The sequence below is a fragment of the Nitrospira sp. genome (assembly GCA_024998565.1).
Taxonomy (GTDB): domain Bacteria; phylum Nitrospirota; class Nitrospiria; order Nitrospirales; family Nitrospiraceae; genus Nitrospira_A.
This window is the reverse complement of sequence record JACOEM010000001.1, coordinates 292228-305648: the sequence shown is the minus strand read 5'-3', so window position 1 is coordinate 305648 and position 13421 is coordinate 292228. Positions and strand designations below refer to the sequence as shown.

General features: G+C 57.4%; 13 protein-coding genes. 10 read left to right on the top strand and 3 right to left on the bottom strand.

The genetic code is table 11. From position 1 onward, the window contains the following. Positions 1 to 344 precede the first annotated feature (344 nt). Together H8K11_01570 and priA are read left to right on the top strand one after the other, a co-directional pair. Complete coding sequence (locus H8K11_01570) at positions 345 to 1901, top strand: OmpA family protein (GenBank protein MCS6262417.1); 1557 nt, start codon at positions 345 to 347, stop codon at positions 1899 to 1901. Positions 1902 to 2064: 163 nt separating this feature from the next. Further along, positions 2065 to 4440 (top strand): primosomal protein N', encoded by a 2376-nt coding sequence (gene priA / locus H8K11_01565; protein MCS6262416.1) that lies wholly within the window; start codon positions 2065 to 2067, stop codon positions 4438 to 4440. Between the two features lie 6 nt (positions 4441 to 4446). On the opposite strand, the gene H8K11_01560 is transcribed toward priA, so the two are convergent. The 3 genes from H8K11_01560 to H8K11_01550 all read right to left on the bottom strand — a co-directional run bounded on the left by H8K11_01560 (position 4447) and on the right by H8K11_01550 (position 7082). After that, positions 4447 to 4884 carry a hypothetical protein gene (locus H8K11_01560; GenBank protein MCS6262415.1) on the bottom strand — a complete coding sequence of 146 codons (438 nt, stop codon included), beginning with the start codon at positions 4882 to 4884 and terminating at the stop codon, positions 4447 to 4449. Between the two features lie 120 nt (positions 4885 to 5004). Next, entirely contained in the window at positions 5005 to 5376 is a 372-nt protein-coding gene (locus H8K11_01555; GenBank protein ID MCS6262414.1) for a response regulator, read from the bottom strand. A 107-nt stretch (positions 5377 to 5483) separates the two neighbouring features. Next, on the bottom strand, positions 5484 to 7082 hold the full coding sequence (locus H8K11_01550; GenBank protein MCS6262413.1) for a PAS domain S-box protein: 1599 nt from the start codon (positions 7080 to 7082) through the stop codon (positions 5484 to 5486). Positions 7083 to 7802: 720 nt separating this feature from the next. On the opposite strand from H8K11_01550, the gene H8K11_01545 reads away from it, so the two are divergent. The 8 genes from H8K11_01545 (at position 7803) to H8K11_01510 (ending at position 13418) form a co-directional block, all read left to right on the top strand. Then, entirely contained in the window at positions 7803 to 8474 is a 672-nt protein-coding gene (locus H8K11_01545) for a hypothetical protein (protein MCS6262412.1), read from the top strand. Positions 8475 to 8575: 101 nt separating this feature from the next. Continuing rightward, positions 8576 to 8815, top strand: a complete 240-nt coding sequence (locus H8K11_01540) for a helix-turn-helix domain-containing protein (protein MCS6262411.1) — start codon at positions 8576 to 8578, stop codon at positions 8813 to 8815. Between the two features lie 34 nt (positions 8816 to 8849). Then, entirely contained in the window at positions 8850 to 9329 is a 480-nt protein-coding gene (locus H8K11_01535) for a hypothetical protein (protein ID MCS6262410.1), read from the top strand. A 269-nt stretch (positions 9330 to 9598) separates the two neighbouring features. Next, positions 9599 to 9811: a hypothetical protein gene (locus H8K11_01530; protein MCS6262409.1), complete on the top strand. Its 213-nt coding sequence runs from the start codon at positions 9599 to 9601 to the stop codon at positions 9809 to 9811. A 1-nt stretch (position 9812) separates the two neighbouring features. Beyond that, positions 9813 to 10088 (top strand): hypothetical protein, encoded by a 276-nt coding sequence (locus H8K11_01525; protein MCS6262408.1) that lies wholly within the window; start codon positions 9813 to 9815, stop codon positions 10086 to 10088. A 238-nt stretch (positions 10089 to 10326) separates the two neighbouring features. Continuing rightward, a complete protein-coding gene (locus H8K11_01520) occupies positions 10327 to 10683 on the top strand; it encodes a hypothetical protein (GenBank protein ID MCS6262407.1) in 357 nt (118 codons plus the stop codon). A 68-nt stretch (positions 10684 to 10751) separates the two neighbouring features. Continuing rightward, on the top strand, positions 10752 to 11009 hold the full coding sequence (locus tag H8K11_01515; protein MCS6262406.1) for a hypothetical protein: 258 nt from the start codon (positions 10752 to 10754) through the stop codon (positions 11007 to 11009). Positions 11010 to 11060: 51 nt separating this feature from the next. Continuing rightward, a complete protein-coding gene (locus tag H8K11_01510; GenBank protein ID MCS6262405.1) occupies positions 11061 to 13418 on the top strand; it encodes a hypothetical protein in 2358 nt (785 codons plus the stop codon). The last annotated feature ends 3 nt before the right edge of the window (positions 13419 to 13421 follow it).

The following is a 13421-nucleotide window of genomic DNA, read 5'->3' as shown; positions in this document are numbered from 1 at the left end:
GGCTTGGCTATTCGAGGATCCTGTCCTCATCTTGTCGGCCGGGGTTCTTAGCGCACTCGGCGGGGATCCGACGCTGATATCCCATTCTGAAGCCATGGGCGTGGCGGTTCGAACCTTCAATCTGCGGGGCATTTGAGTGTTGATGCGCCGCTTCTCTGTTCCCACGCCATACCTCGCTATTCAGACGCCCTGCTATCGATACCTGCCGAATCGTCACTCCGGTGCGAGGCTTACGATAGCACCCGTGGAGACCTGAAGCAAACCGTCCAGCGCCGTCCCGTTTCTTGACAAGCCCCTGCTCTTTGCTAAGGTTGCTACAGATAACCCTCCTAGGTGTGATCAATATGAGGACATTACCCATGCGCGCCAGCCTGATCATCCTGTCTTGCAGTCTCGCAGCCGTGACGGCCATCCCTGTTTATGCCCAGAACGCTCAAAGTGTTCGCCTGGGGGAAGCCGCCCTCACGTATGCCGCCGGCTCGATTCGACAAGAGATGCCGATCGACGGGGTTATCAATGTGATTACCGGGGACAACCAACTCTCCGGGAACCGGATGATGTTGGGTTGGTCTGGGACCGATACCCTCTATCTCAAGTTGAAGAATCCCGGTGATGCGGCGCTCGGTGATCTCTACACCGTATACCGGCGCTCGCGCAAAGTGTTTCACCCCATGACCAAGCAGTACATGGGCTATATCATCAATAGAGTGGGGGTGGTGAAAGTCATTCAGATAGACGCGGCACTGGTTGGCGTCCAGGTTGTTCGGTCCTACGCTCCCCTCTCCCCTGGTGATCCGGTCATGCGGTTTACACCGCCTTCAGCAGAAGAAGTCGTTGAGACCGCCTCGGGGTATGCCGAGATCGAAGCCATGATTGTTGAATTGCAGGCCGATAAACATATGTCGCTCGTATCGCAGGGAAACCTGGTCTATCTCGACAAGGGACAAGACGAAGGCCTTCGTTCCGGCGAATATCTGGAAGTCTTCCGTACCGGCGGTGGGCTTCCTGAGCGGAAAATCGGGGAAGTGAAGATTCTTTCTACCGAGCCCCACACGGCTACCGCGGTGTTGTCCAAGGCCACGGCCCGTGCGCTGATCGGCGACCGCGTTCGCTCCAAACACGTTTCGCCTGTTGAGGTCATGCAATATGAGAACGGGGACTCGGATGTTCCGGCTGCGACGGTACAACCGGTGATGAACGCCAGGACGGACAGCGCTGCCGCGATGCCGAGCGAGTCCCATTCGATGAGCAAACCCAGGGTCGAGCGCGCTCATGGAAGCACCAGGATCAATCTTGATGATCTGGCAGATCAGTTGGAATATGAATCCGGTGAGGTGAAAGTGAAACCTGCCGGCGTACCCATTCTGGAACAACTGGCGGAGTATTTGAGGACTGCTGCGGTCTCTCAGCAGGTGCGCGTGGAAGGTCACTCCGACAATATGGAGATCGGGCCGTCGCTCAAAGGCGTATTCCCAACCAATTGGGAGTTGTCCAAGGCCCGTGCCGCCGAGATCGTGCGGTATCTGATCGAGAAGGGTGGCATGGATTCGGCGAAGTTATCTGCCGTGGGGTATGGCGCGAGCCGTCCTGTTGCCAGCAATGGGACCGAGGAGGGCCGCAAAAAGAACCGCCGTATCGAGGTTGTGCTCGATTCTCCGGAGGAGGGGACCCAGGCCCAATCCGCGAAGGCGCCGCTGAATGAGAGCGATCCGATCCCTGCGCAGTTTACGTATAACAAACTGGACGCGGCACCGGCATCCACCGCCGTCATGCCGTCCGCCTCAGCCACCTCGGTAGGATCAGCGTCGGTGGATGCACCGATCGCTCCCGCTCCCTCGGATGTCGCAGTGCCGGTTTCGCCTGTCGGCGGTGACACGGCCTCGGCCCCGCCCGGTTCGTAATGAGTGACGGGCGACCGGTCTCTTCCGAGGAGGCCTGTCGCCACAGGTGTGTTAGATCCTCCCTCCTGGCAGATAGCCCCCCGCTTCCAGTACGGCGTCCCGTCAGTGCCCTTCTCGCAAGGACCGTGATTGTTGCGCTCATCCGGTGTTGTTAGAATGCCGCATGTTCGATCACCGCTCGTCCGCAACTCCGCCGGTGGCTCCTGCGCCTCCCCTAACATATGCCGATGTGGTGTTGCCGCGCCGCCTTCACCGGCCCTTTACCTATGTGATCCCCTCTTCACTCAAGGGGCAGGTCGCAATCGGGCAATCAGTGATCGTGCCGTTCGGGTCCCAGGACCTTCACGGTCTCGTCACGGCGGTGTATGACCGCCTTCCGCTCGGCGCTCCCGAGCAGGGGCTGAAAGCCGTCCGCTCCCTTGCCCCAGTGTCTCCAGACCACCTGCTCACCTCCAGTCAAATCGATCTCAGTCGGTGGGTGGCCGACCGATATGCCGCACCGTGGGGGCAATGTATCAAGCTTGTCGCGCCTTTTGTCGATCAGGTCGGTCGGCGGCCATCACGGTATCGGCCGACGGCGCAGGGCATGGACAATTCGTCCGTACCTGAGGGGTTGGGAGAAGTGGAAACTCAGGTGCTTTCGCGCCTTCGTCGTCGTCCCAAGGGCATTACGGAGGCCTCCCTGGTACAGGGCGACAAGTCCCGTGTCATGCGCGCGTTGCAGGTACTGATTCGAAGAGGGCTTGTGGTGCGCTGCGATGATGCGGTTGTCCCGAGGGCGGTTCGTGAAAAAACATCTTCTGCTCCGGGGGCGGAGCAGAAGGTGTTCGCGAGATTGACGGTTGATGACTTGCCACCACCGCTGGAGGCGGCAGGATGGCCTGATACCGTTGGCCGGGCGATTTCGCAGGACACATGCGACTCGTTTCTGGTTCAGGGGGCTCGAGCTACCAGACTCTGGTGTCTTGTGCAGGCAGTCCAGGCCACGATACGTCGTGGGCGGCGAGTGTTGGTGGTCACAGGGGACGTCGAGAATGCCAGTCGATTGGCCGAAGCCCTGTCGGCAGCGGGAGAACGGCCGTTGCTCCTGCATAGTGGTCTTTCGGCAAGGGAACGCGCAGCCGTGTGGCAATCGGCGCAGGATTCGTCGGCCACGCTCCTAGTCGGTACCCGCATGGCGGTGTTTGCACCCATCGATCGATTGGGATTGGTGTGGGTGGAAGGTGAGGACGATGCGTCCCTTAAGGAGGAGCAATCGCCCCAGTATCATGCGCGAGAAGTGGCACGGCGGCGCGCACTCTGCGATCAAGCCCTGTTGGTGCTGGCCTCGAGCCATCCGTCGTTGGAGAGTTGGTCGGCGGTTCAGCAAGGGGCGATGACGGCTTGTGTGTACCGAGACCCGGCAGGTGCTCCGAGAGTGCAGGTCATCGATTTGAGGGAGTACTCCAGGGAGACCCCGGCAGGCACCTTGTTATCGCCGCCGCTCTATGACGGCATTCAGGACGCCCTGCGGCAGAAGACCCTGGCGATTCTCTATCTCAACCGTAAGGGGTTTGCGAGCGTCTTGCATTGCGGCGATTGTGGTGCGATGCCGCAATGTGATGCGTGTAGTGTGGCGCTGACGTTTTTCCGGCAGAGCAATCATGTGCGGTGCCATTACTGCGGGCGAACGAAGCCGGTCCCGGATCATTGTGCTCGGTGTCAATCGCTCAAGCTGGAGCCGATCGGGTCGGGCACGGAGCGTATCGAGGAGGCTGTACGGCGAAAGTTCCCTCTGGCGCGGGTGGGTCGTGTGGATGGTGAGACGATTCGCCGGCCTGCTGATGCACGGGCGTTCAGTCGGCTGCTTGCCGCCGGTGAATTGGACATCGTGATCGGCACGCAGATGCTGTTCCGGTTCGGCCTTCAGGCGCGGGCTGCCTTTGTCGGTGTTCCGGATGCCGATGCCGGTCTTCATGTGCCGGACTTTCGCTCGGCAGAACGGATGTACCACGGTCTGGTGGACGCCATGGAGCTAGCCCGACCCGCTCATGCCGGAGGCGTGGTGATGATCCAGACCCGGTTAACGGATCACCATGCGATCATGGCGGTTGCCACGGGCGATCACTCGGTGTTTCTTGAACAGGAGCAGGCCTTTCGGCAGATGCTTCAGTATCCGCCGCTGACCTCGCTTATGAGGTTGGATGTAACCGGGACGCTTGAACCGGCGGTGGCCCGGGCCGCCGGTCGTTGGGCAGCGCTGCTACGAGCGGAGGTGGCGAGTCTAGAACGGCATAAAGCCACAGCCGGTAGTAGGGTGCCTCTGGAGGAGCGTTCAACCGGGCTGGGTGGAGAGACGAGCCACATTGTTATCCTGGGGCCTTCTCCGGCACCACACGCCAAGGTGCGAGGTCGCTACGGCTGGCAGATTCTGGTCAAGTCCCTGTCTCTTGAGGCAGGCAGAGTCATCGTTGTGCGGACCCGTGAGGTGCTTGATCGGGAGTCGCGACGAGGGGGCCTCCGGTTCGATATCGATGTCGATCCGGTTGCGATGGCGTGATGTGAGTCAGCGCCTGGCCCGCTTCTTTTTGCCCCGTGCCGGGACCGGCTCGGTTCCGGGAGGCGGCACCGGTGGAGCGTTCTGTTCGCGTATACGTTTGAACAGCCCGAAGGCGAAGGTAATCCAGAACACCGAAGTGAACAATCCGAACAGCACGGCGTTCAGAATCGTTTCCATCTGCTCCTCAGTCGGCTGACTTCCTCCCATCCTCATTCGAATCATCGTCACGATCGGCCAGGTCATACTTTCGATGCCGAGCCCCATGGTGGTCCAGGCCCAGACGGCGGCGATGCTGCGTCCCTGCCACCAGAGAAAGGCCGTTGACGCGACGGCGACGGGCAAGGCCCAGACGGTCGCCGCCTGCTCCCACATGACGAAAATCCCGATCGCGACGACGATGCCGCCGAGTATCGCGTGCAGCTGCGGAGTCCACCACGTCTTCATGATCCCGTCTTTCTTGTGTGAAAAGGAAAGGAAGGCGGGCGCTAGTGTGCGGATCGATGTGTCGGAAGTCAATGCGACAGTGGGCGTTATGACGAACGGACGGAAAGTGACGAGCCTCGCTCAGCCGGCGATTTCGGCTTGAACGGCATCCAGGAGCTGTTGCATCTCGAAGGGTTTCTGGAGCGTACGGCGTGCGCCCAGCATGCGGGCCACATCCAGGAAGTTTAAGATGCCGATCATGTCGCTGCCGCCGGTGATGGCCATAATCCTGGCCTCGGGAAATTCTCGGCGGAGCGTCAAAATACTCTCAAGGCCGTCCTGGTCCGGCATCAGGATATCCATGATCACGAGATCAGCCGGCGATTGGCGATAGTGGGACAGCCCTGCTTTGCCGTCGGCCGCTTCGCGGACGTGATAGCCTGCCTGCTCCAGCGTGCTCCGAATCAGTTGGCGAATCGCTTCTTCATCATCGACGATCAGGACCGAGGGCATAACATTCCTCACAGGAGTATTCGTGCCGAGTGTCTGGGGATTGGATTGCGGCGCTCAGAAGACGGCCGGAGGCGGCGTTTCGGCACCGGTTAATTACCACAGTGAATTTACCGCTCTTTGTCATGCTCAGCAAGAAATTCCTTCGCTTCCGTAAGGGGTGTTGCGCGCTCGCGGCTCGGTTCCTGGCCCACTGCCTGATGAGGCTGAAGCATCGCGGGCAGATAGACCTCAATGGTGGTGCCCTGGCCGGCCGTGCTGGTGGCGCGGAGTGTTCCGCCATGCTCGCTCACGATTCGCTGCAACTCCCCGAGCCCTGCTCCCGCTTTGCTTCCCGTCGGGGGGGGTGCGAAAAGCGGATACATGTTGGGCGTCCGGATGTCAGGGGGAATGCCGTCACCGGTATCCGAGATCATGAGGCGCACATATTGACCCGGTGGGAGCGGAAGGTCGTGACCGGTCATCGAAGCATCGAGACCCATATTGTCGAGGCGGACTTCCAAGACCCCTCCGCTGATCGTCATGACCTGTTGGGCCCGTGCCAGCAGGGTCAGGCAGAGTTCGTGTATCTGGGTTGGGTCGGCCAGCACGGGGTTGGTTGCACCGGGAATCCATTCGCGGAGGCTGATGGACTCCGGCAATTTCATCTTCAGGCCTCGCAGTGTTTCTTTGAGGAGGATATCCAGGGAGAGCGGCTGTTTCGCGCCGTCCGCCAGTCGACCGACCATGAGCATTTGTGTGACGAGATCACGAGCTCGTTTCGATGCGAGGATTACCTGCTGGATGTGGCCATGGACGCGACTGTCCGGCACGAGTGACGGCAGCGCCAAGTCCGAGAACCCCATGATGGCGGTCAGGCAATTGTTAAATTCATGGGCGATGCCGCCGGCCAGCGTCGCCACGGTCGCCATTTTTTTTGTCCGATGCAGTTGCCCGGCGATGACCTTCCGTTCGGTGATATCGGTGCCCAGAATTTGGATGGCTGGATGTCCGTCGAACATGACCGGGGCCGCTGTCAATTCGACGTCAATGACCATTCCATCGGGTCGTACCAATTGTCGCTCGACCGGGGGAACGGGCGTAGTTTCGGCCAGGGGGAGGTCGTGCAGAAACTCTTTCGGGAAACAATCCCACAACGCGCGTCCCTCAATCGGGTGTGCGGTTGTGAGTCCGAAAAGCCGGGCCCCGGCTTCATTGATGAAGAGGACGACATTGTCTGCATAGACAAGGATTGCGTGGGGCGATTGTTGCGCCAGCGTCCGGTAGCGCTCCTCGTTGGCGTGCAGGGCGTCCAGTGCCAGTTGTCTGGGGGTAATGTCGCGCACGATGCCGACGTAACCGCCGGAGGGTCCTTCGCCGGTGCGCAACGGGAAGGCTTCCGCCATGACCCAGCGTAGCGACCCGTCCGGCCGCCGGAAGCGAAACTCCCGTGAAAAGCTCCGTTCGGCGCTGGTGGCGCCGGACCATTCGCTACAGATCGGGTCATGGTCTTCAGGTGCCAGCGCATTGCGCCAGCATTCCCCGGGCGTCGATGTGACAGGAAGTCCCGCGATGCGGCGCAGCCGCTCATTCAGGTACAGCGTGCGGCCTTCGGGGTCCGACAGAAAGATGCCGATGGATGCTTGACCGGACAGGGTTCGGACAAGGGCCTCAACGGTGCTGGAATCTCCCGATGGCGGGAGGGCCGTTGTCACGTCTTGCGCAGTCACAGGTGCCTCCTTCGTCTGTTGTCAGCGGGTTGCATCCTCAGTAGGCGTTCCTTCACCAAGCATGGATGCGAGAGGGTTGGCAGGACTGCTTCGGCGGAACGTTCGTAAGGTTTGAAGTGTTGCACTCCCCATCCAGTGAACAGGCATACACGCCGCACATCATAGCACCAAGCCGGAGCAGGCGGTTAGAGATGATTGACAATTGGGAATGTAATTGGGCCCTAGTGGAATAGGGCCGTTTATCTGTGGCGGAGGAGTCATCGCAGAGCCGTCGATCCTGGCTGGTGGCCGCACAACGAGGCGGACGGCGTACGTGCTGGCTGGGTGCACCTGCCGGAAGGAAGAGGCGCCTGAAGATAGTGCTGAAGGGAACGTACCGTCTCTGCGGGAATTGCTGAAGGACCGCGAGTTCGTCGAACGACTGTTGAGGTTGGTGCCGAAGGCGGGATGAAGCAACATTCATACGCATGGATGGTTTGCTTTCAAATTAGCGCGATGTTACGGCTTTTCCTCTATTAGCAGTTCGTATAACATGTTTACAAGTCTTCCTATTCGGCTAGTAGGGTTTGTAAAACGTATAGCATGTCACCTTCTCGCCGGCCCTTAAAAAGGCCTCGCAAACAGAATCCTTGGAATATTCCGGATTGGCGTGATCCGGACGAGTATCCCAGGCCAGAGGGATTGAGTCTTACCCTCTGGCGTTGGGAATTCTTGCGGCGTTTGTCTGATTATCGAGAAGATTGGAAAACTCACGCGGAAGCCTCGTATAGGTGGCAGCTTGAGCGAGCCGCTGGAGAGATACCCGCAATCCACGTTCCCACACCAGACGATCCGGCTTTCCGAGCTGAGGCGGTATACCTCTACGATCAGAATCCGGCATTGTTCACAGCAGCCATGTCTCGTATCAAGCGATATGGCCTTGCGGGGGGACTCCTGCCGAATCCATCAATCAGAGTTCCTTCTAATTTGCAGTTCCTTTTAGGCTTCTGCGGAATGTTAGAAGGTCCTATGGATGGTACTGGAGGTTTTGTTCTGAAAGAGAATGAAGTCATGTTCTCCTTCGACCTTTCCAGTCCTCTCCACCAACAAGTAAAGATGGTTCATCGGTTACTGAAACACATGCAAGTTCACCGATTCGGAAAGGAATTGTTTAGACGACCGAAGAAAGATGCGTGGCCACTTTATTTGCGTACTCTGGATGCCCGAGATCAAGGTGTGACCTATGAGAAGATTGGCAAGGTTCTCTTAGGGGAGCACCTGGAATCATCTAATGATCAAGCCGCCCCTCGGGGCAAACAATTTCACGATGAAGCGATTTACCTAGCACTGAACTTTCCCCCTGATGATCTGGATCAATATTTTCCTTACCCCACCCTAGCCCCAGTTTCTTAGCTTTAACGCCAGTCGATAAAACATATTCTTAAACTTCTGTGCGAGCGGTAGCCTTTCTTTCGGGAACACATTCCATGTGTTCAATGTAAAGGAGGAATCAGATGCCGCACGTCAAATCAGCCTCAAAGCGCCCCCGTCGACCACTTGGCCCGCCGATCCAATTTCATGACCTTCCGGACTGGGTTCCACCGGCTCAAGCGGCACAGTTTCTAAGAAGTGGCCTTGTCACGGTGTATGACCTCTGCCGAAAAGGCACCTTGCCATCACGTCGGTTTGGCAGGCTTGTGCGAATCCCGAAGGAGTCCTTGCGGCCCACTGTCACGGGACCAGAGGCGAAGTGATCGTTGCACATCCTTACGTGGCAGAGGGCGAAGCGTGACGGAATATCAGGATGAAGATTGGCCAGAGGCACCAGACCATGAGCAGCCACCAGCGGGTAAATATCTTATCAGCTATGCGCGATCTAGAAGGGTCGTGCGCTTCAATCGGAACAAGATTGAAATGGATTTTGTGATTGTTGAACCAGCCCGATGGGCGAAGAAAGTTGTCACGATGTATTTCGCCGCTCCTGAGAATGGACCGATCAGCCCTAGCTCAAAATATTTTGAAGTGTGGTGTTTGGCGAACGGCGGAAAGCCGAAGCGAGGCGACCGCATGACGCCTCAAGTCTTTCATGGGTACTGGTTGGCAGAGCTTGGGCACACGAAAAAGAAAGCAGGGCGCGACGGGAAGTTGCGCGAATTGGAAACTTACGAAATGCCTCGATTGGTTGTGTTGAGTCTGATCGAACGCGCAGCAGGAGCGCCGGTTTTGTCTTCTAGGAGGGGGTCAAAGGGTACCCCTCGGATGAACTGAAATGAGCAGAAGTGAAGTGAAAGATGAAGAGAGCAGAGAGGAGATGAAGAGAGAAGAGATGATCTCCTCTCCTCCTCTCATGCAGAAGCACCATCCTAAGCAATGCTGGTGCGGCGTTTTCGCGTTCATTTGTCAAAATTTCACATCTTCAGACGGCTCATCCCCGTCTGAACGCCTCCATGAACGGAGGCGACTACCATGGATAAGTATCCCCTCAGGTCGGTGCTCAAGTGCCGGCCTGAGGCCATGGGGTTCACAAAGGAGGCTCTATGCAAGTGTTCACTGATCCAAGTCGAAATCAGGTGATTATTCGAGGCGAGGGAAACGAGATCAGGCTTTCTTGGGCGGCTGCGCTGAATCTTGGCAGTCTGCTGATTCAGAAGGCCGAGGAAGCCGAACCGGCGGCGAGACCTGGAAAGACCTATGAACCAGTCACAGAGCGCGATCCGCAAGAGCGCTGGCATGACACAGGGAGCAAATAACGTGGCGTCAAATCAAGGCAATGCGGGCAGGACTGGGGGGAGGGATTGGCAAGCGCTGGCGACGATTGGCGACGTTCGCCGGATGCTTCGGTTCTGCATCTTGGAAGTGAAACGCGGACGCCTTTCGACCAAAAAGGCCAACACCATGGGCTACCTGGCGAACCAGCTTATCAACTGCATTGAGGTCGAAGAGTTTGAGTCTCGCCTTGCGAAGCTCGAAGGCGGGCGCGTGGGAAATGAATTCGAAGGTGGAGTCAGCATCACGGTGAACGCATGAAGCAGGGATTGCTTAAACGGCTGGAACGTCTCGAAGTCCGGACTGAGGATCGTGGCGGATTTCTTCTTGTCCCGGAGACGTACCCATCATTCGATGAATGGGCGAAGGACTGGCAGCACTACGAGGCCGGACAAAGTGAAGCGAACATGCGGCATTCGGCCAGCGGGTTTTCGTACGAATCGGGGCCAATTTCCAGACGGCGCGGGCGGGTTCTTAATTTCGAAGTAGGGAGGGCATCGTGAAGTTTTTTCAGGTCGAAGATACGCATATCGATTTAGCAAAGATCGACTTCATTCAGGAAGAGCCGCAGCACCAGCAGGCTGCGCCGATGATCGTTGTGTATTACATCGGCCGTCATTTTCGAATTCGATCTGACTCCCCCAAATGGACAGAGCTTCAAGCGCTGCTTCCTTCAACGTACCTGCGAATTCAGGGGGCGCATATCGACGTGAGAGAGATTGCGTATGTGAGGGAAGAGGCGCAGAGCCAGGGGCAGCCGCTCTGCGTCATTTATTACCACGATCGAGAATTGCGGATCGTCAAAGGCTCTAGCGAGTGGAACGAGCTAGTAGCCGTGATGTACCCGGAGGCCTAGCCTTGAATCGATCGCTTCGGAAAAGACTGGAACGCCTCGACGGTCAAACCAGTGGGAAGCCTCGCTGGGTGGTGGTCAACTATGACTCTTCAGAAATGACGGAAGACGAAGCCGTGGATCAGGCCCACAAGTGCGGCCTGCTGAAGCCTGGTGATGCTTTGATGGTGTTTCCTGTCCAAATCACTTTGGAAGACTGGGAGGCACTTGTCCCGCTTTGGCATGAATGCATCGTGAACGGCGCAAAGTGGCATGAGCTGCCGTTCTGGGCCGGGGGAAGTGCAAAGGTGCCGAAGCTGAAGTTCGACGGCGGAAAATTGAACGCATGAAAACGCACAGTTACAGAGCCATGCAAGCCACTTACAAACGCTGGAGGCCCTATGTCCGATGAGGCAGTTCTAAGTACACGAATCGATCCGAGTGGGTTTCAACAGGGCGCGGCGACGATGGAGGCCACCATCCAAAGGATTTCCAATTCCTGGGTTGGCATGTCCGCTAAGGTCTTCGTGTTCGAGCGGACCATGGAACAAGCTTGGAGAGTGGCCAAGCAAGGGGCTGAATTCGATGAAACCCTGGCTCGTTTGAACCGGCAAGCCGGGGTGTTCAATCAAACGGCTGATCACATGGTGAGCCGCTTGAAGAGTGTGACAGGTGGACAGCTGTCCATGGCTGAAGCGGCTGAGATCGCCAGCAAAGGGCTCATGCAAAGTATGAATCCCGATCAGATCGAGAAGATGGCAGCAGCCGGGGAAGTGTTGAGCGATGTTTACGGAGGTACCGTCAAGAGTTCGATTGACGAGCTGTTGCAGTCCACCGCGACGATGAGTTCACGGTCTTTGCAGGCGAAGGGAATTTACATCGATCTTGAGGAAACGGTCAGGAGGTATGCGGTCTCGACGAATCGCACCGTTGAGCAGATTTCTAAGCAGGAGCGGGCCACGTTGGGAGCGAATGCCATTCTTGAGAGCCTCGACAAGACTATGCAGAAGGTCGGAGATTCGGCCCCTTCCTCGGCGGACAAAATGGCCGAGATGGAAGCGCGGTTGAAAGATATGGGGAATGAAGCGTCTCGGCTCAGCACGTCGCTTTTGTTCCTGGCCGATCAAGGCGTGAATTACTTATACGACAAATTAACTCAGCTACTCCCGATCATCGGAGAAGGCGAGAAGAAGTTTAATGAGTTCTTCTCGCTCAAGCCGATGGCGCTGGACAAGAGCCTGCAGGGAAAGAGCAGCGCAGAGGCCTTTCAGCTCGATCCTAAGCTGCGGGCGATTCAAGCTGAGGGTAGCGCTGAGCGTATGCGGGCGCAGATCGAGGCGGAACGTAACAGCACCATTTCGGGATTACAGCATCAAAGCAGGCTGCTGGGATTTGATCAGCAGCAGGGGCAACAGGGAGTCGGGGCCGGTGTGGGCGCACTGGACTTTCTCAAGGCTCAGCAGGACGCGAAGTTGCGTGAGCTGGCACTTGAGGGAGAAACGCAAAGCAAACTGCTGCAGCTGGAAACAGAGACGTATCACGCCCGTATTGCGTTGGGCTTCGAAACCACAGAGGAAAAGATCAAAGCGGAAGAAACCTATAAGACCAAAGTCGCATCGATCAATGCGGAAGTGGCGAAGAGCGTACAGGAGTTCAATCATGCTTCAACCGAATTCCTAGAGGAACAGAAGGTCCTGCAGGGTAGCCTGCAAGAGCAAATGGGGCGACAGATTACGGATGGGTTGATCTCGACTTTCAAAGTTGAGGAAGACCTTCGGCACAAATCCCAAGATGACACGATTGCGTATTACCAGAACCTTGCCAAGTTCCAAGAGGCCTACGGCACCTCCCGCGAGAATCAACTTACGACTCAATATGACCTCGTGAGGGCCACTCTCGCAAAGGAGTTGGATGTCACCTTTGAGACAGCGGAGAAGGTGCTGAACGCCTGGAGGAATGGCGACAGCATCCGTGCGGCTGAATTGCTGGAAAACACACGATACACCTGGGACCAAGTCACCACGATCATGATGGGGGCTTTGGCGGATCAACGGGCGGTGTCGGAGAAGTTCTCCGATGACTTCTTTGGCGGATTTGCCAAGTCGATGAAACGGTATGTCCAAGATCAAAGCATGTTCGGGCTTGGCGCAGATCAGGCCCGATCCGTCGCTCAAGCTATGCAACAAAGCTTCAAGACGTTCTTCTTCGATGCGATGGAGGGAAAGGTCAAAGGGCTGAAAGATGTCCTGCAAGGGCTCACTGACTTTATGAAGAACATGGTGGCGGATGTGGGCTCGAAGCTCATCAGTCGAAGCCTACTGACGGGGCTTGATGCGCTGCCTGGTCTGTTCAGTAGCGGTGGCGGTGCCATACCAGCTGGCGGATTCAACGCGGCCTCGTTGTTGGGAATGAAAGGCTTCGCCGATGGGGGAATCACGGATGGTCCCGCGATTGCCGGGGAAGGTCGATACAGAGAAGCCATCGTTCCATTGCCGAACGGCCGTTCCATTCCGGTGGAATGGAGAGGTGATCACTTCACCCCCCAGCGGCCTTCAACAACCATGTCCATGCCGGTCACGGTGAACGTGCATAACTCCGCGAATGCGGACGTGCAGACCGAAACGCGACAAGGGCCGGATGGGAATCCGCAGATCGACGTGTTTATTAACAACGTGGTCAAGCGCGGCATGAGAAATGGGGAATATGATCCATTCATGAAACAATTCGGCGCGAATCGCGTACCCGTGAGGCGCGGCTAAGGT

What these genes read in the sequence shown, in the direction of transcription:
- H8K11_01560 (MCS6262415.1), bottom strand. Translation starts at nt 4,884, where the DNA reads ATGAAGACGTGGTGGACTCCGCAGCTGCACGCGATACTCGGCGGCATC.
- H8K11_01510 (MCS6262405.1), top strand. Translation starts at nt 11,061, where the DNA reads ATGTCCGATGAGGCAGTTCTAAGTACACGAATCGATCCGAGTGGGTTT.
- H8K11_01540 (MCS6262411.1), top strand. Translation starts at nt 8,576, where the DNA reads ATGCCGCACGTCAAATCAGCCTCAAAGCGCCCCCGTCGACCACTTGGC.
- H8K11_01555 (MCS6262414.1), bottom strand. Translation starts at nt 5,376, where the DNA reads ATGCCCTCGGTCCTGATCGTCGATGATGAAGAAGCGATTCGCCAACTG.
- H8K11_01570 (MCS6262417.1), top strand. Translation starts at nt 345, where the DNA reads ATGAGGACATTACCCATGCGCGCCAGCCTGATCATCCTGTCTTGCAGT.
- H8K11_01530 (MCS6262409.1), top strand. Translation starts at nt 9,599, where the DNA reads ATGCAAGTGTTCACTGATCCAAGTCGAAATCAGGTGATTATTCGAGGC.
- priA (MCS6262416.1), top strand. Translation starts at nt 2,065, where the DNA reads ATGTTCGATCACCGCTCGTCCGCAACTCCGCCGGTGGCTCCTGCGCCT.